The sequence below is a fragment of the Shewanella vesiculosa genome (assembly GCF_009994065.1).
GTDB lineage: Bacteria > Pseudomonadota > Gammaproteobacteria > Enterobacterales > Shewanellaceae > Shewanella > Shewanella vesiculosa.
This window is the reverse complement of sequence record NZ_JAACSD010000008.1, coordinates 50893-71793: the sequence shown is the minus strand read 5'-3', so window position 1 is coordinate 71793 and position 20901 is coordinate 50893. Positions and strand designations below refer to the sequence as shown.

Annotated in this window: 15 protein-coding genes and 1 tRNA gene; 8 read left to right on the top strand and 8 right to left on the bottom strand. The window is 40.1% G+C overall.

Going from position 1 to position 20901, the window contains the following annotated elements; genetic code table 11:
- The first annotated feature begins 258 nt into the window (after positions 1–258).
- Positions 259–684 carry a CBS domain-containing protein gene (locus GW828_RS10190; RefSeq protein ID WP_124016473.1) on the top strand — a complete coding sequence of 142 codons (426 nt, stop codon included), beginning with the start codon at positions 259–261 and terminating at the stop codon, positions 682–684.
- 261 nt (positions 685–945) lie between these two features.
- Here GW828_RS10190 and GW828_RS10185 read toward each other — a convergent pair.
- The 3 genes from GW828_RS10185 to GW828_RS10175 all read right to left on the bottom strand — a co-directional run bounded on the left by GW828_RS10185 (position 946) and on the right by GW828_RS10175 (position 3470).
- Positions 946–1022, bottom strand: a tRNA-Pro gene (locus GW828_RS10185).
- A 360-nt stretch (positions 1023–1382) separates the two neighbouring features.
- Positions 1383–3173 carry a DUF3413 domain-containing protein gene (locus GW828_RS10180; protein ID WP_273057425.1) on the bottom strand — a complete coding sequence of 597 codons (1791 nt, stop codon included), beginning with the start codon at positions 3171–3173 and terminating at the stop codon, positions 1383–1385.
- An 84-nt stretch (positions 3174–3257) separates the two neighbouring features.
- Complete coding sequence (locus GW828_RS10175) at positions 3258–3470, bottom strand: YejL family protein (protein WP_124016475.1); 213 nt, start codon at positions 3468–3470, stop codon at positions 3258–3260.
- Positions 3471–3653: 183 nt separating this feature from the next.
- On the opposite strand from GW828_RS10175, the gene yejK reads away from it, so the two are divergent.
- Both yejK and corA read left to right on the top strand, forming a co-directional pair.
- Positions 3654–4682, top strand: a complete 1029-nt coding sequence (yejK, locus tag GW828_RS10170; RefSeq protein WP_124016476.1) for a nucleoid-associated protein YejK — start codon at positions 3654–3656, stop codon at positions 4680–4682.
- Positions 4683–5143: 461 nt separating this feature from the next.
- Complete coding sequence (gene corA / locus GW828_RS10165; protein WP_124016477.1) at positions 5144–6091, top strand: magnesium/cobalt transporter CorA; 948 nt, start codon at positions 5144–5146, stop codon at positions 6089–6091.
- Between the two features lie 149 nt (positions 6092–6240).
- Here the strand turns inward: corA and GW828_RS10160 are convergent, their stop codons facing one another.
- Complete coding sequence (locus tag GW828_RS10160) at positions 6241–7491, bottom strand: cyclic di-GMP phosphodiesterase (protein ID WP_273057421.1); 1251 nt, start codon at positions 7489–7491, stop codon at positions 6241–6243.
- Positions 7492–7606: 115 nt separating this feature from the next.
- Here GW828_RS10160 and GW828_RS10155 point away from each other — a divergent pair, with 115 nt between their 5' ends.
- Positions 7607–8302, top strand: coding sequence for a 2OG-Fe(II) oxygenase (locus GW828_RS10155; RefSeq protein WP_124016479.1), 696 nt, complete (start codon positions 7607–7609; stop codon positions 8300–8302).
- Between the two features lie 79 nt (positions 8303–8381).
- Here GW828_RS10155 and GW828_RS10150 read toward each other — a convergent pair whose 3' ends face one another.
- Together GW828_RS10150 and GW828_RS10145 are read right to left on the bottom strand one after the other, a co-directional pair.
- Positions 8382–9734: an ATP-binding protein gene (locus tag GW828_RS10150; RefSeq protein ID WP_273057419.1), complete on the bottom strand. Its 1353-nt coding sequence runs from the start codon at positions 9732–9734 to the stop codon at positions 8382–8384.
- Entirely contained in the window at positions 9725–10399 is a 675-nt protein-coding gene (locus GW828_RS10145) for a response regulator (protein WP_273057417.1), read from the bottom strand. The genes GW828_RS10150 and GW828_RS10145 overlap by 10 nt, the downstream gene beginning before the upstream one ends.
- A gap of 240 nt (positions 10400–10639) precedes the next feature.
- On the opposite strand from GW828_RS10145, the gene GW828_RS10140 reads away from it, so the two are divergent.
- From GW828_RS10140 to GW828_RS10130, 3 genes are all read left to right on the top strand, one after another.
- Positions 10640–11494 (top strand): putative selenate ABC transporter substrate-binding protein, encoded by an 855-nt coding sequence (locus tag GW828_RS10140; RefSeq protein WP_182696981.1) that lies wholly within the window; start codon positions 10640–10642, stop codon positions 11492–11494.
- Positions 11494–12171 carry an ATP-binding cassette domain-containing protein gene (locus tag GW828_RS10135; RefSeq protein WP_182696980.1) on the top strand — a complete coding sequence of 226 codons (678 nt, stop codon included), beginning with the start codon at positions 11494–11496 and terminating at the stop codon, positions 12169–12171. The genes GW828_RS10140 and GW828_RS10135 overlap by 1 nt, the downstream gene beginning before the upstream one ends.
- A gap of 87 nt (positions 12172–12258) precedes the next feature.
- A complete protein-coding gene (locus GW828_RS10130) occupies positions 12259–13764 on the top strand; it encodes a PhnE/PtxC family ABC transporter permease (protein ID WP_273057414.1) in 1506 nt (501 codons plus the stop codon).
- A gap of 95 nt (positions 13765–13859) precedes the next feature.
- On the opposite strand, the gene GW828_RS10125 is transcribed toward GW828_RS10130, so the two are convergent.
- Positions 13860–14531, bottom strand: coding sequence for a LysE family translocator (locus GW828_RS10125; RefSeq protein WP_273057412.1), 672 nt, complete (start codon positions 14529–14531; stop codon positions 13860–13862).
- 166 nt (positions 14532–14697) lie between these two features.
- Positions 14698–16008, bottom strand: coding sequence for a dicarboxylate/amino acid:cation symporter (locus tag GW828_RS10120; RefSeq protein WP_273057410.1), 1311 nt, complete (start codon positions 16006–16008; stop codon positions 14698–14700).
- Positions 16009–16232: 224 nt separating this feature from the next.
- Here GW828_RS10120 and GW828_RS10115 point away from each other — a divergent pair, with 224 nt between their 5' ends.
- Complete coding sequence (locus GW828_RS10115) at positions 16233–20495, top strand: beta strand repeat-containing protein (RefSeq protein ID WP_273057408.1); 4263 nt, start codon at positions 16233–16235, stop codon at positions 20493–20495.
- Positions 20496–20901: the final 406 nt, after the last annotated feature.

Genomic DNA, 20901 nt, shown 5'->3' with positions numbered 1-20901 from the left:
CCGCGGAATGCTCAAAGAAATGGGATATCACTTAGCCTAAGGATATGGTATTGCTAGACATATACCATAAAAATTAATCAATTGTATAAAGCATTGAGTCCTTTAAGAGGAGTTGCTTAAGGCTATTTAGTCTCTGGCTCAATGTCGATATGAAGGTTACTGTTATGCCTATTTATTTTGCTACCAGCGGCATTCTATATTCGATATAGTCTTCATTCGGAGTGAATTATGTTATGACAGCTGTAAAGGAGTAATACCATGAAAGTATGCGACATTATGACCCCAAATCCGGTGTGCATTAGTCATGAAGCTAGCCTTAAAGATGCTCACCAATTGATGCAAAGCCGTAATGTGCGTCATTTACCGGTTATTTCTGAGCAAAATGGACAACTCATCGGCATGTTGACTCACAAAAAGATGATCGCCAGTGTGTTGAGTATGCTTAATAAATATGGTCAAGGAGCGTTAGACAGAAAAGAGCGATATACTCCAATTGCCGATATTATGGACACGAAAGTACAAAAGTTAGGCTTAGATGAACCTCTGACTATAGTCGTACAATATTTTATTGATAATAAACTGGGTTGCTTGCCGGTGGTTGATGAGCAAAATAATGTTCTTGGTATCGTTACATCTTCAGACTTTGTCAAACTGTGTCAGCGCTTATTACTGGCACAAAAGTAATAATGTTCAAACTAAGCTAACAATTTGATCAATCTCCATAGCGACCATTTCGTTTTTAACAATGTTGCCAGAACTATGGGGCAGTGATTTAGTGTTTGGTTTTTATGTGGCGAAGTCTACTGTGTCGCAGGCTAAAGGCTATAAAAGAATTAACTGGATTGCTCAACACAAACTAGAAAAACAAAACCCCGTTTCAGTGTTGCTGAAACGGGGTTTTGTTTAGGTCAATTTCGATAATATATCGGAATAAAACATCTGATTTGGTCGGTATGAGAGGATTCGAACCTCCGACCCCTGACACCCCATGACAGTGCGCTACCGGGCTGCGCTACATACCGAGTTTTTTAGTACTTTATCACACTAGCGGTCAATAGTTAGTATCAAGCTGGTTGGTAAAGTATCACTTAGTTCGCCTAATGGCTTTGGGGTAACTCAGCTGAGTTCACTAAGCGGATAAGCACTTTATCAACAGTAATTAACGAGTGCAAGCAGTTAGTTAAGCGCTATTTATCGATTGACTATAAACTGCCCAATTACGATAACGAATATTGGATAAGCGGCCAGAATATAGCCTTTTGCATAAGCGTTGATCATGAATATAGGTCGATATTGACTTAGAAGCTGAAGGGAACATTTATTGTATTACCTTCAGCACTTTTTAAGCATAACTTACACCAATGAATGGTACTTTGGTTGGTTTATTGGTTGTATAGCCTTCTACCTTCGCGCATCACTTGGATGAGTTCTGGTGCACTCATTTTTTTATCTAAGCGTTTTTTGTAGTCCAAATCATAGATACGGTACTTGCCGAAGCGATCCAGCACGGTAATTTCAGATTTTTGATAGATAGCAAAACGGCGACTATCTCCTATGTAGACCCAGGTTTCATTATTAGGCTCTAGCAAGCTTCGTCCCGAGCTGTAATCAGTACTTGGGTTTGTGCAGCCTAAGACATGGCTTAGCAAGGTTGGTGCTATACCATAATGGCTAGTGCGGTAATTGACTTTATTACCACTGCTGTTTGGCCAATGAATGATCAGTGGCACTTTAACGTTACCGGGTGATAAATCGCTGCGTGCATCACTGGCGTTACTGGTGAAGACTTGACCGTATGTGCCGGTAATAAGCACCACAGTGTCATCACTGACATTATTGAGTAGCGTAGCGAGTTGCTGGTCAATAAAGTTAAGCGACTGACGATATTGGTTAAACAATACTTTCTGTGCTGGCTTTAATGGCATTTGCGGTTTCACGGTTTGCACGCCTAAAAAACCAACAGGAGTATCGTAGTCTTTCGGTGCAGTCAGATTGACTAAGCTGAACCAAGGTTGTGTTTGATTCTGTTGCCATTGATTGACTGTGCTAATGGTATTGATGTCGGCATCTGCACTGCCATTTTGACTTTCGCTGATGTGCATGGTCATGCCGTTAAACATTGCGCTATTGGCAGCGTATTGTTCATTTTCGGGGGCAAACATGGCTAATTGATAACCTTGCTGCTTAAGGATGTTGGTTAAGATTGGGCTAGTACTGTCAAACTCTTTGCGGTCACTATAATTACCTTGTAGACCATACATGAGAGTAAACATACTGGTTTCAAAGTCAGAACCACCAGCATAGTGATTCGTAAAACGCTGATTTTGGATTCGATATTGGCTTAAAAACGGCATAGTGACGTTATCGACCATGTCTGCTCGAAGGCTGTCTATGGTGATCAGCATAATATTAGGTTGGCTATCAGCACTGCATTGCATCGGATTGATGGGGTAGCTTAACTTTCGCGATTTAGTGTTGCGTGATTCTGTTGACTGCATGCTGCTGTCAATGCCGTGATTTTCCATAAACGATCGCGCTGTTGCTGGGTATGACACTGGATAAGCGTCATCAAAACGAGTGACTTCAGTCATGTTAGTGGCATCGGCCCAAATATGAAATAAATGGCTGCTGACGAAACAAATTCCGACAAACAATACCACTTTATTACCCCATTGTTTTTTCTGGATTTTGTCGATGCGTTTCCACAAATAATTGGCCGCGGTAAGTTCAACAATCACAATGACGATAGGGGTGACTATGTATGAGGTACTGTGCAATAGCGCGTTGAGGTCTTGCCAAGCTAAATCAAAGGCAAAAGGACTTAAATGAATACCATAGTCGTCATAAATAATGGTGTCATACAGTAGGGCATATAATCCAATTGAGGCAATAAATGCAGCAAAACCGCGTAAAATTTTAGAGTAAGGTAGGAGTAAGGTAATCGGGAAGATAAAAACTAAGTAACCGATAAAAGCCAAAAAAGTAAAATGGCCAATGGTACTGATAGTAAGATATGCCCAGCCAATAATGGATTCTGGATAGCCGACACTGCCGATATACCGAGCGCCAATTAACATCGCCAATATGCCATTAAAGAAGGCAAACCAGTGACCCCAATTAACTAAGCGTGACACTTTATCACGCGTCATTTGCTGCTTTTTGCGCTCGATCATGTTAACTCGTATTCCTACGTTATTATCACGGCTTTTTTTCAGTGTAACTGATTGTTAGCATTCGTGATAAATTTTATTTAGTCGTTACTTAATCGACTGTGTTAAAGCTTTGGCAAATTGCTCTGCTACTTTTTGACGAGACTCATTTGGGACTTTTTTGTCGAGTAAATGGGTCACGCAGTTACCTAGTACCATCAGGCTTAAATCGGTAGGTGCTTGATGCTTTGCTAGCACAGCAAGCAGCTCACTGATAAGTGCCTCAACTTGAGTGTTTGTGTATTTAGATTGAATTGCCATAGTCAGAAAACTTCAATAAAGAATGAATTAGCTGCACATAATAACGGATTTAGCCGGCGCTCGCCTCAAGTTTTATTCGCTCTATGTGAGGAATATCGTAAACCCTTGTTCGATTTATACGGTTGGTCTGATATCATTCTTTTTAAAATTATCATCTGTGACTGACTAGGATTAACAAGGCTTATGGGCATTAGTATTGAGCAAGCAATTATTCACGAAATATCTCAAGACAGTCAGGGGCAAATGCGTTGTCGTTTACGCCCGCAACCGTTGTTGAATACTCACGCCGTTGAAACCATGTTAGAAGAGTTACATCAGACCTATTCGGGCAAAGCGGGAAAAGGTTTTGGCTTTTTTGGTACCCATGACGATGATGGCGAAGCCAATAGTGCATTTTCTGATGCTCTGACAGGCTATCGCAAAGGCGATTTAGGTTTTGTAGAATTTAGCGGCCAAGCAAGCCAACTATTGCAGCAAGAATTGTCTAAGTACGACTTTAGCCAAGGCGGATTTTTATTGATGTCTTGCTATACCAGTATGACAAGCGACTATTTATTTGTGGCGTTATTAAGCGCTAAGTCGTCGATGACTGTCTTAGATGACATGGAATTGTCGCAAAATAATCACTTAGATTTAAACAATATTCAACTGGCCGCCCGCATTGATTTAACTGAGTGGCAGGCCGATAAAAGCTCGCGTAAATATATTTCGTTTATTCGTGGTCGTGCGGGCCGTAAAGTTGCCGACTTCTTTTTAGATTTTATGGGCTGTGTTGAAGGGGTTAACATCAAAGCGCAAAACAAAACCTTGATCCATGCGGTTGAAGACTTTGTTGCGGGCAGTGAGTTAACCAAAGATGAACGTCAAGAGTGCCGTAACAAGGTCTTTGACTATTGTTCTGAGCGCGCGGGCTCTGGTGATGTGATTGAAGTTAAAGATTTAGCTGACGAGTTAGCTGATTCCGGCATGGATTCATTTTATGATTTCGCCTGTGGTGGCAGTTATGAGTTGGATGATGAGTTTCCGGCAGATAAAGCCAGTTTACGCAGTTTGAAGAAGTTTTCAGGCACTGGCGGCGGAGTAACATTGAGTTTTGATGGCGGCCATTTAGGTGAACGGGTTATTTATGATCCTATTTCTGACACCATTTTGATAAAAGGTGTGCCGGCCAATTTGAAAGATCAATTGGATCGTCGTTTAAAAGGTGAGTAACTTAAGCTGAACACAAGCTGAGCTAACTCAATCTGGGTAGTGTGTTGTTATAGCGTCCTATCTGGGCGCTTTTTTATATCTGCTGAAAACACTAATTAAGGTTTAGCGCGTGTTATGCTGTTGTGAGTTAGCCGCTGAAGTCACTTTATGTGATTTTACACATTGGTTTTTTATGGGAATGTTATGTTGAATATCGTGATCGTTGGCGCGAATATTAATGATGAAAATAGCCATTCTTTACCTCAGTATCCAGATAATTAAATAGCCTAAGTGGCGCTTAATTCAGCACAGTCTAGTCTAGACTTATCTCATGTCTTATTTCACGAATGATGTCGCTGGTACGATCTTTGGCGCAGTTGAATATTTTACTTTTCATTCATTTGTAGTTGAGTAAACTAGCGCCACTTTTTGAGTGTTTTTTGTTTGTTGTGCTTTATAGCCTAATGAACTTTGGGGGAGCGATGATTACTGCATACGCCTATCAAAATAGAGAGTTAATCACCACCGAATTGAAAGTGGGCGATAAAGTGCCCGAGTCGACCTTATGGTTAGATTTATTGAAACCCGATGACGAAGAACGTCAGTGGTTGAGCTTGTTTTCAGCTGAAGAAGTGCCCGACGAAGAAGATATTAAAGAAATTGAGGCATCAGCACGTTTTTATCAAAACCAAGATGGTTTACATATTAACTCGTTGTTTCCTCAACGGGTGAGTTCAGATGTGCGTGCAGTGAACGTGTCATTCAACTTACGTGAAAATTTTTTACTGACAATGCGTGAGGAAGACGTTGGTCTTATCCGTTTATTGCGTAACTATTTGCGTTTAGGTCGTTTAGATATTACCACCCCACAAGGGTTATTATTAGAGTTATTTACCCTGAAAGTAGATTATCTATCTGACTTAATTGAAGATGTTTACAGTGTATTAGAAAATGTCAGCGAGCAAGTGTTTAATGACGAAGAGCTTGATGACGTATTTAAACTGATCACCTTGCAAGAAGACTCTAACGGTAAAATTCGATTAAGTTTATTGGATACCCAGCGCTCCTTGCGTTATATGCAACGTTATTATCGTGATCGTTTGTCGGATGAAAACTTGAAGGATATTCGAGAGATGTTATCGGATATTGAATCATTGATGCCACACAGCCAATTTATTTTCGATAAGTTACAATTCTTGCTTGATGCAGCGATGGGATTCAGTGGCTTGCAACAAAACAAAATTATTAAGATATTTTCGGTATCGGCGGTGGTTTTTTTACCTCCCACGCTCATTGCCAGTAGTTATGGGATGAATTTTCATATTATGCCTGAACTCGATTGGCGATTTGGCTATCCCATGGCGGTCGGATTAATGCTTGCCAGCGCAGCGGGAACTTACTTTTTCTTTAAACGAAAAGGCTGGTTATAACCGCAAATTGCGCTATAAGAAAGCCATCAATTGTTGCCAATTGATGGCTTTTTTGTTTCTCAACAAGGGTGTATCAATTTGTGAATAAGGTCGTTGAATTTTATCATTATTGACATGACGACAACCCAAAAACAGTGTCATTTAGCTGACTAGCTTTGACCGATACCTAAGCTGATTTGTTCTCGAGGATTTAGGTATTTATGAATTTTCTCAGGTAATGCGGCGGCAGGTAAACTGCGGACAATAGTGAGTCCTTCTTGTTGTAAACTAATGATAGGGGCTAAATCTTTGGGTACTAACTGATCGTATACTACAATATTGGGACACAATAAGTGTTGTAAGTTTACTGACATCACCAAGGCAAATTGGCCACTGGATAACTCGATAATACTTCCAGGAGGATAAACACCTAATAGTTTGATTAGTTTACTAATATACTCAGCATTTAGTTTGTTTTTATAATTTTTATATAATAAACCTAAAGCGATACTGGGCGGCTTAGGTTTGATTTGATTAGTACCATTACATAGATTGTCATATTCATTGATCACTGCGATCAATTGCGACAACTTGTCTATCTTGTCTGCTTTAAGGCCTTGTGGATAACCACTCCCATCTAAAAATTCGTGATGATTAGCAATTAATGGTTTAGCCTCTTCCGGGAAATTATCTGCAAGTTTAAGAAAGTTAATGCTCATTAAAGGGTGTTGTTTAATAAAGTTTTCTTCTGGTGTGGTCAGAGGTACCCGCTTATTGAGAATATTACTTGGAATTTTGAGCTTACCTATATCGTGAAATAGCGCCCCCATACCAATAGTCTCTACCTCTTGGCGATTCCAACCCAGCTCTTTTGCCATCAGCATACACAGCATGGCGACGTTAAGTGAATGATGGTAAATATGTTCATCATTTTTAGCATCGGCCATTAAATGCAAGGCTAAGTTATCACTGTTGAGTAGCATGGTGGTCATGTTACTAATGAGATCTTTGGCCTCGATAACCGAGTTAAGAGGTCTGCTGCCGATTTTAGCGACCATGGAATGCATCATCGACACTGAGCGATTAAATTGTTGTTCGGTTTTCTTTAAATCGCGTTTGAGTTTTTGTTGTTCATCTATCTGCGCTGATTTTTGACTGAGCATTTGCTCTTTACGTGCATCGAGTGTTTGCTGGTCAGGTGCTGTAACGTCAGCCGTGTCAGATGTTACCGGTTCAATGTCGCTTTTATCAGGATCAAAAAAAACATCCTTTAGCCCTAATCCTTTGATGAGCTCTATTTGTACTGTGTCTTTAATTTTAAAACTGCTGAACAAAAAAGGATGGTCTTTCCAAGAAATAGGCAAGCGGATAAAAGTACCCACTTCTAATTGATCTACAGATATTTTTTGATTTTTTTTCATATTCAATCGATAGTTACTTTGAAGAACAAAGAGGTATGTTGTGCATTGCGCTTTACAGATGCTTTATAGGCATGGCAGCATACTACTATACATTTATTAACAATAGTTACTCCCTATGGATTTTATTGAAGTATATCCCAATGCGATAAGTAATGACCTATGTGATCGTTTAATGGCAGCATTTAATGCTCATCCGAGTGTGGGGCCTGGTCATACTGGTTTTGGCATTGATACCGACAAAAAGCGCAGTCGTGACTTAATGTTAGACGCTTTTGATGATTTAGCTGAATTGAAAAATGAGCTATTAGCGGCAACATTTACTCACATTAGTGATTATTTCACCCAATACTCATTAACCCTAATGGGGGCCGTGTCAGTGCAAGTTGCTGATGAAAATGGTCAAGCTCAAACCCTGACCCCTGATAATTTTGAAACATTAGGTCGGCCAAGGGCTGCAGCGTTAACTAAGTACTTGTACCGCAGTGGTAGTATCAACGTGCAGCACTATCAGCAAGGTGTCGGTGGCTATCCGCATTGGCATTCAGAGCAATTTCCACAAAATGGCCATAATGAGGCGCTTCATCGGGTAGTGTTATACATGTTTTATCTTAACGATGTAGAAGAGGGCGGTGAAACGGAGTTTTATTATCAGCAGCGTAAAATAAGTCCTAGAAAAGGCACTATGGTCATAGCACCGGCCGGCTTTACTCACAGTCATCGTGGTAATGTGCCCATTAGCAACGACAAGTATATTGCCACTTCTTGGGCAATGTTTAATCGTGCAGAGCAGCTTTATGCGCCATTAAGTTAGTGATCACTGTCGAGTAAAGCGTGTTGTTGCTGTATTTACTGCCCTGATAGCTTGCTTAGGTACTTATGTTTAAATGATATTACGTCGTTGCGGAGAGCTGGATCACAAAGGCTGCTCCGCCTAATTCACTGGTCGTAATGGTCATGGTGCCACCATAACTGCTAACGATTTCATGACATACTGCTAAACCAATGCCTTGTCCTGATGATTGGGTATCGGCTCTCATTCCGCGTTGAATGATTTTTTGTTTAATGGCGTCATCAACCCCAGGGCCATCATCTTCGACACTAAGCTGAATCATGTTGCCATCAAGATGCTGGGCGGTAACTTGTACCTTGTTACTACACAAGCGAAACGCATTTTCCATTAAGTTACCCAATAACTCCATTACATCCCCTTTGCTGAGCGGTAAGTGTAATGACGCCGATACTTGCAGTGTGAATATAACGTGTTTGTCCCGATAAATCTTATCAAGCATTTGTGCCACTTGTTGGGCAATAGGTGCGACCTTTGTTTGTTGTTGACGTAAGCCTTGCTGGCCTAACATGGCGCGTTTGAGCTGATACTGCACCAGCTGATCCATATCATTGATTTGTTCTAGTATCTTTTGCTGTTGCTGCTGACGATCTAAAGAGTCATCGTCAATGATGGCAATGCTGGCAGCAAGACGTGTCTTTAAACTATGAGCCAAATCATTCATTGCATTTTGATAGCGAGTCTGACGTTGATCCGTTTGGTCCATAAGCTGATTTAACGCCATCGTAATACCGTGTAATTCAACGGGATAATCCTGTGAAAGGCTTTTCTTATGTCCTTGTTGTAGTTGTAATAGTTCTTGTTTTAATTGTGTTAACGGCCGCATGCCCCAATAGGCTGCACTGACTAACAGCAGTAATGCAATAGCCATGACGATGGCTAATCTAAAATAAGTTAATCGGTTAAATTGTTTAAGTTCCGTTTTTAATGCCGTCGCGTCTTTTAAAATTAATAGATGATACATTTGATCTTCAACATCAATACTGAGCAAATAAGCAAAGTAGCTTTGCTGGGCGTCAAAATTAAGATAAAACGGCGGTAAATCATCTTTTATTTGAAGATATTTTTCACAGATGTTATTCAATTTTAAGCTAATTGCGAAATCAGAACGCCATAAAGTGTGATAAGCACTATTACAAGTCGCCATAATATATTGCGTATCAACGTCATCACCTTCACGTGCTTGGGTGATGGGGATTAAATTGTTTTCGCGAAACTCCGCAGCAATGATAGGTAATTTAGCGATTAACGCGCTGGTGGTTTGGTTATAACGGTTTTGGGCATGGAGCAGGGTAATTAACCAAGCCAGACCAAATCCCACTAATGTGATAATGGCCAAGGAAGTAACAAACATTCTTGTTAGCAGGCGTTTTTGAGGTCGGGGAATTAGTCGCATGGGTGATTAAATTTATATCCTTGACCGCGAAGAGTCACAATCGCCTCTGCTATTCCGCCCTGAGCCAGTTTTTTTCTTAATCTACTGATTATTACTTCAATGGTATTGGGATCGCCTTCCTTGTCTGCATATACCACATCAAGTAAACGCTGCTTAGCGATAACTTCATGGCTATGGCGCATTAAGTATTCCAAAATAAGGTATTCAAAGGCCGTGATGTCTAATGGTGTTTGATTCAGTGTCACGTTTTTTGCTGCCATATCAATTTGCAGCGCCCCACTGGTAATAGTTGAACTCACAAAACCACAGCTGCGGCGTACGATGGCGTCTAGCCTAGCGATGAGTTCTTCTTTTTGAAATGGTTTAACTAAATAGTCATCGGCGCCAGCATTAAGCCCTTCTACTTTGTCTTGCCACGTGAGTCGTGCGGTTAAAATGAGAATCGGGGCTTTGATATCGGCACTACGGAGCATTTTGATTAAGCTTATTCCGTCTTGATCGGGTAAACCTAAATCAATAATAGCAGCATCTATCGGATAGTTAGTCGCTTGATAAAATCCCTCTTTTGCGGTTAATGCGACTTGTACTTGGTTGCCTTGCGCAGATAACTGAATCTGTAAGTGATGTGACAAAATAGGATCGTCTTCAATAACCAATATGCGCATAATTTATCCTTGTTTCGCCGCTGCCTTAGGTAAAATGTGCTCGATTAGTATTACCTTATCAATCTTTTAGGTTAAATATTAAATAGGCTTTGGGTGTCGATATAATTAAGTTTATAACAATAATACTAATATTTTTTATTTGTTTTTACTCACATTTTTATATTGAGTCGCTTTGGCTATGTAATCGAGTAGCAGGTAAGTTAGAATAGCGTTAACAACCGACTAACTTATAAGATTAAGATGAAACTAACACATTTATTAGCAGCGAGCTTTTTAAGTTTATTTTCGACGTTTGCATTAAGTGCAACCTTTACCTTTACTGCTATCCCTGATGAAGATGAAAGTCAGCTTCGTACTCGATTTGATAAAGTGGCTGATTATTTATCTGAGCAATTGGGCGTGGAAGTAAAATATATTCCAGTAAAGTCTTATTCAGCTGCGGTAACGGCGTTCCGTAACAATCAAGTTCAGCTTGCTTGGTTTGGCGGTTTATCTGGGGTTCAGGCTCGTCGCTTAGTGCCTGGTTCTGAAGCTATCGCTCAAGGTTTTGAAGATCAGTACTTTAAGAGTTATTTGATAGCCCATCAATCTACTGAAATTGTTCCTTCCAGTAATTTCCCGCTACTAAACGATTATACTTTTACGTTTGGTTCTAAAGATTCAACGTCTGGACGGTTAATGCCGCAGTTCTTTATTGAGCGAAACTTAGGTAAGCCGATCGAACAGATTTTTAAACGAATCGGTTTCTCTGGTGATCATAGCCGCACCATTAGCCAAGTCGAAGCGGGTGTATACCAAGTTGGCGCGGTTAATTATAAAGTGTGGGACACTGCTGTTGAAAAAGGCGAGGTTGATACCAGTAAAGTGAAAGTTATTTGGGAAAGTCCTAGCTACCCTGACTATCAATGGACAGTACGTGCTGGCGTTGATGACTCTTTTGGTGCAGGTTTTAAAGAAAAACTGACTAAAACATTAATTGGTATGACGGATAAAGATTTATTAGCCAGTTTCCCTCGTGAGTCATTTGTACCCGCCCATAATAACGACTATGAGCCGATTGAGCGCGTCGCAAAAACCATTGGAATGCTTGATTAATGTTGTCTTTGGTTGATGTTGATTTAGGTTATAGTCAGAACATTGTTTTATCTAAGGTTAATTTGTCATTTAAGCCCAATGAACATGTGGCTATTTTAGGTCCTTCAGGCGTGGGTAAAACCACGTTATTGCATCATCTATATCTACAATTGGCTCAGCAAACCTGTTTGTGTTCTCAAGCACAAGGGTTGGTTGATAACTTGTCGATATATCATAATGTATTTATTGGTGGATTAGCGCGTTACTCTCGTTGGTACAATATGGCTAATTTATTATTGCCATTTAATAAGCCACAACAACAAATAGCCGCTATTTGTCAGCAGTTAGAGCTCACCATGCCATTAACACAAAAGGTCAGTGAGCTGTCTGGTGGACAACGTCAACGTGTCGCATTAGCCAGAGCATTATTTCAACAGCAATCCATTTTTATGGGTGATGAGCCCTTTTCTGCATTAGATCCATTAATGGGCTTACGGTTATTAAATTTGATTAAACAAGCACATCAAAGTGTGATTTGTGTGCTGCATGATGCTGAGTTAGCCTTAGCGCATTTTGATCGCATTATCGTGATTAGCGAGGGCAAAGTGGTGCTAGATGATGGCGCCGATAAGTTATCTCTGGCCCGTTTATCACAGCATTATGCTTTGGCCGATATGCCAAAGCAGGTTATGGCGTGAATATGATCACATCGCTGCAGCTCATTATATTGCTTATCACAGCTCTATCTGTGTGCCGTTACTGTCTTTTCTATTATGTCTGACGCCATGATTTTTCGTGGACGCGCTTTTGTGGGCCACTGGCAGAAAATCACTTTACTACTTTTAGTTACGGTATCTGTGTGTTGGTTTTTTGCCGATACCGAAGTGATAGCACTCGATCCTTGGTCCGAACTCGGCCGTATGTGGCAGGGTTTTGTGCATCCCGATTTTTTTGCGACAGAGAATCTGTTTGATGCACTGTGGCAAACTATCAGTTTTGCCTTGCTTGGGATCACGGTTGGATTGCTAGTGGGGTTTCCATTAGCCTTGTGGTATCAACATCCCTTAATTGCGGCATTGTGTGCCTTTATCCGCGCGATCCATGAGATTTTCTGGGCGCTGATATTTTTACAGATCTTTGGTCTATCAGCCATTACCGGTATCTTAGCCATTGCACTACCTTATGCTGCCACATTTGCCCGAGTTTTTGCGGATATATTACAACAAGCCCCTATCCATACTCTGTTTTCACTGCCCAAAGGTACTGATAAGTTATCGGCATTTATCTATGGACGTTGGATGCACATGTATCCACAGATTATTGATTATATTCGTTATCGTTTTGAATGTGCATTGCGCAGTAGTGCGGTATTGGGTTTTATTGGTATGCCGACATTAGGCTTTTATTTAGAATCCGCTTTTCGTCAAGGGCGTTATGAGCAAGGTGGGGCATTACTGATTTTATTTGTGTTATTAATTGGCAGCATACGCTTTTGGGCTAAACCGATTTTGCTGTGGCTATATTTACCGCTTGCGGTGTATTTTTTACCACCAATACCTGTGATTGACTCGCAACTTATTTGGCGCTTTATCAGTGTGGATATCTTACCGCCAATGCTCCAAGGGCAGGCTTTTTTTACCTGGTTTGATTCAGATAATTTATCAAAGTTGTTTGACTGGGTTTATGAATTAATAAGCCAACAAGTGTTTCCGGGAATGATTGCCACTTTAGTATTGGCTTTTTGTGCCTTAGGATTAACTCACTTATTCACCATGATATTGTTGCCGCTAAACACGCGTTTAATGATGCCAAACCTGATCATCTTGTTCATGCGTGCGGTTAATTTAATATTACGTTCACTGCCAGAATATTTATTGGCTTTTGTGTTTATGATGTTGCTGGGTCCTTCTATGTTACCCGCTATTATCGCGCTAGCATTACACAATGCCGGTCTTATGGTATTTTTAATGGCGCGCCAAGCTGACAACGTGAGTGTTCCGCTCACATATCTGCCAAGAATTGACCAATATAGTTATTTGGTTGTGCCTACGCTATATCCACATTTTATGGGATTACTGTTTTATCGTTTTGAAGTGATTATTCGTGAAACGGCTATTTTGGGTATGCTTGGCGTGATGACGTTAGGCTTTTATGTTGACAGTAACTTTTCTGAAATCCGCTTTAGCGGTGCCTTATTGTTATTGGTGTTCACTGCGGGTTTAAATGTTGCCGTGGATTATTTAGCGCGTCGATTACTCCATTATCCTCGGCATCGTATACAGGTTTGCTAAAGCAGCCTTAAGATTAATCCTCGGATTAATCTTGGCCACGAATTACTTATAAGGCTTAAAACTCAGGTCGCTTTAAATGAGTATATCTATGTCAATTAGCTGATAATTTGTTGGATAATATTACTTGCAATAGTCAGCGCAACGGCAATAAAAATAATCCCTACCAGTAAATCAATAATGGTATTCGCTGCGAGTAATTTCTGCTGAACTCGAGGTTTAGATAATACTAATGCCAGCAAGCTAAACCATGCTAATGACAACACAAACAATAATACTGTCGCGGCTATTTTGGTTGAATGATTGACTTGTGGCGTAATTAATACTGAAAATAAAGTAATAAAAAAGATCAGCGCTTTAGGGTTGAGTAGATTGGTATAAAGACCCACCTTAAACCCTTTTAACGACGAGACTACAGCCACCTGGGTGAGATTTTGCTGAACTGAAGGGATGTCTACAGTCCGGCGTTTGCTGATAATACTCGTCATCGCTGATTTAAGCGCCCCATATCCCATCCAAGCTAAGTAGCTGCTACCAATGAGTTGTAAAGCCAAGAACGCTATATGAGATTGTTGGATCATCACACTGATCCCCATCAAAGATAGAAAGGTATGTATCAAGATGGCCACCGCAATACCTAAGGCACAATAAAGTGCGGTTAAGCGCGTTTGTTGTGTGGCCATTTTTACAATAATGGCGAAATCGGGTCCAGGGCTCATCAATGCCACTATGTGAATAACCGCTAAACTTGCCAATAAAGTAAGGTCCATATTTATTCCGTTTTTTTGTAAGCTATGACGAGTCATTTACCCATGAGTTTTAATGATAATAAAAGCCTATATCAATGTATGTTGATGATAATGACATATTTATGCAGAAAAAAGATAATAAAAAAGCGCTAAATTAGCGCTTTTTTATATAAGGTGATGTTAAGTGTTAATTTTTGGAGTTAAGCACTTGATCTTCAAAGTTTTTAGCGACTTTACCCGCTTGTGAGTCATTGAATATTTGTTCATTGAATTCACCCTCTGATTTAGCAATAATCACCGTTGCTACCGCATCACCGGTTACGTTCACCGCGGTGCGGATCATGTCGAGCATTCTGTCGACACCAATAATTAATGCAATCCCCTCTACAGGTAAGCCAACTTGGTTTAACACCATGGCGAGCATGATTAAGCCTACGCCAGGCACCCCTGCAGTGCCAATGGAGGCTAACGTTGCAGTGACCACCACTATAGCGTAATCCATTATGCTCAGTTCAATACCAAACACTTGGGCAATAAATACCGTGGCGACACCTTGCATAATGGCGGTGCCATCCATGTTAAGTGTTGCACCCAGTGGTAAAGTGAATGAGGCAATTTTGTTGTCAACCCCCATTCGGTGTTCAGCTGTTTCAATGGTGACAGGTAATGTGGCATTTGAACTGGCTGTACTAAAGGCAAACAGTTGCACATCACGAATTTTACGCAAAAACATCAGTGGACTCAGGCCTGAGAATAACTTTAATAACGTCGGGTATACCACTAAGCCTTGAATAAATAATACTGCAACGACCAGGAAGAAGTATTTTACTACACTACCGAAGGTTTCTAAGCCTAACGTTAAGCTGAGAGTCGCCATCAGTGCAAACACACCATAAGGCGCGAGCTGCATAATCAAGGTAACTACACGCATAATCACATCATTTAAATCGTTAAAAAATGATGCTATACGCGTACCGCGTTCACCAATATGTGAGATGGCAAAGCCAAAAACAACTGCAAATAGGATAATCTGCAGCATATTGCCTTCACTCATGGCTTGCATAGGGTTTGTCGGTACAATATTAATAATGACTTCAGAAAGGCTAGGCGCGTCTTTTGCTGAGTATTCTAATGCGTTACCGGCCAAACTAGCATTACCTGGATGGATCAACACTGCGGCTAGAATCGCAATCGTGAGCGCAATAGCGGTAGTGAATAAATAGAAGGATATGGTCTTGCCACCAAGACGACCCAGTTTAGATGGATCGCTAAGGGAGCAAGTACCGCACACTAATGAGATAAATACTAAAGGTACGACAAGCATTTTTAAGCTTGAGATAAAGATAGTGCCAATGACGTGCAAGAATCCATCGGTAATGTACTCTTGAATAAATTGGCTATCAGGAAAAGAGTTTCTCAATACTAGGCCAAATATAATGCCTAATGCCATGCCAAATAAAATTTTGCTCGTGAGTCCGAGCTTGTATTGTTTACTCACAGAGTGTTCCTTTTCATCATATTATTTTATTTCTTTATTGAATGCGCTAAAGACTAGCAGGAATCGTTAACTTAGGAAATGGCCTAAAAGTGAAAGTTTTAGCCGATAAATAGCAAAGAAATTATTATAGTTATGCTAAAGTTATAGGATGTTTGTGTATTGTTTAAATATAAGTAACTATAATAATTCTTAAGTTTTATTTCAATGTAACAGGGAGCCTGACAATGAGGTCAGCATATAAAGTTTATTTCGCACTTTTATGTACTTTTTTTCTCGTCGCATGTGGTGGCGGCGGCGGTATTACTGATAGTGGAACCGGAGGCGATGGAGGGACGGATCCTACTGAGGTTATTTCAATAAAACTTGAGACATCTTCAAATGAGATTACGGCAAGTTCATCAGCAATGTTAAAGGCAACTGTTACAAGTTCTTTAACTGGAGCTGTTGCAAATACAGTTGTGACTTTTTCCTTATCAGATCCATCTTTGGGTTCATTTACCCCAAGCGCTGGGACTGCCAAAACTAATTCTGAAGGTGTGGCCGAAGTCATTCTTAGCACATCAACCACTCAAGGTGCTGTGACAGTAACGGCTTCTTTAGATTCTGGTGAATCAGCGTCTACAGGTATATCAATGGCTGGAGATGGGGCTGTTACTGGTGAGAATTTAATAACGCTAAAATTAAAAGACGCTGCTGGAAATGCAATTAGTAATATTAGTTTTTTAACACCAGGTTATATTCATGTAGAGTATAAAGACCCCACAGGGATACCGATAGCCAATCGCTTAGTTACTTTTTCTCTTAATGATACCGCTTTAGCGACTTTCGTTCCTAATAGTGGCACCGGTTTGACTGACGAAAATGGTCAAGCGGTCATTAAAGTTATTGCTGCGAATAAAGAGGGCGCTGGAACGGTAAAAGTTGAAATTGATGAGCAACAAGCAGTTAGTGTAAACTTTTATTCTAAAGGTGATGCTGGCGTTTCTGGTTCATCTTCACTTACCGCTAAGTTAATTAATGCAGCGGGAACTTCAATCACTACAGTTTCTGACAGTCAACCTGGTTACATTGAAGTTCTTCTTGCCGACTCTATTGGCCAAGGTCTAGCTAGTCAAGTTGTATCATTCTCATTAAATGATAGTTCTTTCGGTACATTTGAGCCATCTAGTGGAACCGCTCTTACAGATTCAAATGGCTTAGCGAAGATTAAACTTCGTACTGCTAATGTCGAGACTGCTGCTACAGTCACGGTCAGTACTGGTTCTGGTTTAACAACTTCGATAAGCTTTTACATTTTAGGTGATGGTGTTGCCGTTGGAACAAATCGTCTATCTCTAAAATTAATGGATAACAATGGTAATCCAATTTCTATTATCAGTAATTCTTCAGCTGCAAATGTAGTAGCCACATATGTTGACTTAAATGGCTTACCTTTAACGGGACAACTAGCGACTTTTACATCTAGTTTAGGGAATTTATCTCCAGTTATAGGTACCGCCGTTACTAATAGTAACGGTATTGCTTCAATTAGTTTGACTGCTGGTAATATTGCAGGTGCAGCAGAGTTATCTGTTCAAATACAAACATCTAGAGCCAGTATCCTTTTCGAAACTTTGGGTGATGAAATAATTGTTCGTCCTATAGATTCATACACTTTAAATCTAACTGTACTCGACTTATTAAATAATGAGTTACGAAGTATAAATAAGAGCTCGCCAGGATCTGTAAGGGCTACGTTATTAAAAGACGGAGCAGCTGTACCGAATGCATTAATTAATTTTTCTTTAGTTGGTGAGGGGGTCATTAACCCTACATCAGGAAATGCACTAACTGATGCGAGTGGTTTTGCTAAAGTGACTCTATTGACTGGTACGGTGGATGGTGCTGGTACTGTTCAAGCAACCTTTAATCTAGATAATGAACTATTAACAGAAACATTTAATTACAGTGTTGCTGGTGATGCTCCTGGTGGCGATGGTGAAAACAACTCATTAACCATAAGCTTGCTTGATGGTACTGGAAATCAGGCTTCTAGTATTAGCCAATCATCTCCAGGACGTGTACAAGTTTATTTACTTGACCGAAATAACAACCCACTAAGTGGGAAAGTTATTTCATTTTCTAGTAGCTTAGGTGAGTTTCTACCTTCAGTAGGGACAGCCCTTACGGATGGCGCTGGTAAAGCTGAATTAGCTATTACAGCAGGAACCGTAGAGGGGGCTGCTACTATCACTGCTAGTTATGGTTTAACAGTTGATACTGTCAGTTTTACTACCGCTGGTGATGATATTGATCCCGTTGCTGCAGATCCTTCTATCTCATTTGAAATTTATGATTGTAATGGTGTTGTAGCATTCGACAAGACTTTGAAAAACTTTGAAGTCTGTCCTGTTACCGATAACATTACTAATCAACGCCCTGGTATTTTAGGGGCAATAGTCAAACTTGATGGTTCTAATCAACCTTTAAAGCAAGTACTAATTACTGCTGGTACGACTTTAGGTGCAATTAGCCCAAATTCTGCTACAGCAATAACTAATGCTGACGGTAAGGCTGTTTTAGATCTATATTCAAACGGTGATGTTGGTGCTGGTGAAGTGTCTTTAAAAGTTAAACAAGTTACTTCTACCAAAGCTTTTGAGATTGGTCGTGTCGATATCTCTCTTGAAGTTAGTACATACATAGGTACTAACACTCTTCCAGCTGGCGGCTCTACTGTTATTGAAGTGACCGTTAAAGCTCCGGATGGCAGTATTGAGACAAGTCAACCTTTTACATTAGAGTTTTCTTCTCAATGTATGTCGGCAGGTAATGCAGTTGTTGATTCTCCGGTTATAACAAATGCGGGTAAAGGTTTTGCAACCTATCGAAGCATTAATTGCGAAGGTACAGATACTGTTACTGTTTCAGCAATTACAGGAGCATCAAGCGTAAATGCTACTGCGGATATCACCATTAATCCTAATGCGGTCGGTGCAATTCAATTCGTCAGTGCGTCACCAAAGGAGCTCGCAATTAAAGTCTCTGGAGGCCTTGATGGTGCAGGTGCTCGTTCAGAAACCGCAAATGTTGCTTTCAAGTTGCTCAATGAGATCGGTCAGCCAGCAAGTTCTGAAAGAGTTTGTTTTGAACTCTCTACTGATGTGGGGGGTATGGTATTAACTCCAGCACCATTAGCAGATGATTTTGTAAATTGTCCTAATTTTCCTAAAGTAGGTGATGCTGAGTATCCTAGCGATATCAGTACTCCTAATAAATATGCAGTAGCTTACACTGATGCTAATGGTGATGTATCTGTTACTGTACGTTCAGGAACAATACCAACACCTGTTAAAGTTTTTGCTCTTTGGCAGGATGCTACAGATCCGGCAAGTCTTATAGTGTCAAATGTGTCTGATAGTTTAACAGTGACAACTGGTTTAGCTGATTACAACAGCTTTTCCTTGTCAGCGACAACGTTAAACGTAGAGGGCTGGAGTCATGATGGAGAGTCATCGACGATTACCATTCGTTCTGCAGATCATTTTAATAATCCTGTTCCAGATGGAACTGTGATCAACTTTAGAACTGAAGGTGGCTCTATCAGCGCCAGCTGTGAAACGGCAGGTCGAACAGGAGCTTGTTCTCTAGATTGGACGAGCCAGAATCCACGCCCATTTGAAGGAACATCTGTTGTTTGTCCTGTTGCTTTTAACGGTTTATTAACACCACCATGTACCGGTAATCAGTTAGCGGGTTATTTAGATGGTTCTACTTCTGTTATAGCAGAGCCTCGACCTGGTCGAGCAACGATAACTGCTTTCGCTATCGGCGAAGAGAGTTTTGTTGATTTGAATGGCAATGGTTTATTTGATATTGGTGAAGATTTCATTGATTTAACTGAAGCCTTTACTGATGATAACGAAGATGGGTTTTATCGTGGCTCATCAGTGCCTTTAGGCGCTGTAAATGAAGAGTTTATTGACTTTAATACCAATGGTAGCTTTGATGGTAAAGATGGTTTTTATACTGGTCTTTTGTGCGCAGCATCTTCAGCATCTAATTGTACTCAAACCGGAGTCAATAACACCCAAGCACAACTTAATGTGTTCAGAAATATGCCGATTGTAATGTCTGGTTCCGTGCCTTACGGTCGTTTAGTTGATATTGATAGCTCGGGAAATATTACCCCTGTAGTCGATATAGATTTAACTGCGGCAACAGGCGTATCCTCAAAAACTGTTTATTTATTCTTGTCTGATATCAATAATAACACTCTTGCCAACGGTACTGAGATTACAACCAGTATTGACAATGGTGCATTATCTACATCTACATCGTCGTACACAATTGGTAACAATACCTCCAACAAACCATTACTGTATGCATTTACTGTAACTCGAGAAGCTAGTCCAAATCAAAAATCAGCTGGATTATTATCTATTACAGTTAAAACCATTTACGGCGATCCGGTTTCATACAGTGTTAATGTCAGAGATGATGGCTAAGGAGTTAGCTTTATTTCTTAATTGATTGATATAAAATAATTAATCAATCACGTGTTTAGTAAATAAAAAATAGGCCATGAACTCGTTCTTGGCCTATTTTTATATTACTAAGGTTTTGATTTTATTTTAATTATTGATTTTTTGAGTGATGGGTTAATTTGTTTTATATCCATAGTTTACTATATTTTGGCTGTCATCAACTAAAGCTGTACAAAATTAGGAACTGTCTAAATAGTAGTAAGTTACTTGTTATCATTGGTTTTAAAAAGGTTTCACTGGATTAAATTTCATACATTAGATACTCAAATAATAAGTCCTTTAGTGAGAAAAATCTCAAACCTCTTTGATGTAATATAGATTAAATAATCTACCAATTTTTTAATATTGTAATATAGAAAACAGATTT

Excerpts from the sequence above, each read along its gene's own strand:
- GW828_RS10140 (WP_182696981.1), top strand. The coding sequence starts at position 10,640 with ATGAAACTAACACATTTATTAGCAGCGAGCTTTTTAAGTTTATTTTCG.
- GW828_RS10125 (WP_273057412.1), bottom strand. The coding sequence starts at position 14,531 with ATGGACCTTACTTTATTGGCAAGTTTAGCGGTTATTCACATAGTGGCA.
- GW828_RS10150 (WP_273057419.1), bottom strand. The coding sequence starts at position 9,734 with ATGCGACTAATTCCCCGACCTCAAAAACGCCTGCTAACAAGAATGTTT.
- GW828_RS10160 (WP_273057421.1), bottom strand. The coding sequence starts at position 7,491 with ATGAAAAAAAATCAAAAAATATCTGTAGATCAATTAGAAGTGGGTACT.
- GW828_RS10115 (WP_273057408.1), top strand. The coding sequence starts at position 16,233 with ATGAGGTCAGCATATAAAGTTTATTTCGCACTTTTATGTACTTTTTTT.
- GW828_RS10175 (WP_124016475.1), bottom strand. The coding sequence starts at position 3,470 with ATGGCAATTCAATCTAAATACACAAACACTCAAGTTGAGGCACTTATC.
- GW828_RS10135 (WP_182696980.1), top strand. The coding sequence starts at position 11,494 with ATGTTGTCTTTGGTTGATGTTGATTTAGGTTATAGTCAGAACATTGTT.
- GW828_RS10190 (WP_124016473.1), top strand. The coding sequence starts at position 259 with ATGAAAGTATGCGACATTATGACCCCAAATCCGGTGTGCATTAGTCAT.
- GW828_RS10155 (WP_124016479.1), top strand. The coding sequence starts at position 7,607 with ATGGATTTTATTGAAGTATATCCCAATGCGATAAGTAATGACCTATGT.
- GW828_RS10130 (WP_273057414.1), top strand. The coding sequence starts at position 12,259 with ATGATTTTTCGTGGACGCGCTTTTGTGGGCCACTGGCAGAAAATCACT.
- yejK (WP_124016476.1), top strand. The coding sequence starts at position 3,654 with ATGGGCATTAGTATTGAGCAAGCAATTATTCACGAAATATCTCAAGAC.
- GW828_RS10180 (WP_273057425.1), bottom strand. The coding sequence starts at position 3,173 with ATGATCGAGCGCAAAAAGCAGCAAATGACGCGTGATAAAGTGTCACGC.
- GW828_RS10145 (WP_273057417.1), bottom strand. The coding sequence starts at position 10,399 with ATGCGCATATTGGTTATTGAAGACGATCCTATTTTGTCACATCACTTA.
- corA (WP_124016477.1), top strand. The coding sequence starts at position 5,144 with ATGATTACTGCATACGCCTATCAAAATAGAGAGTTAATCACCACCGAA.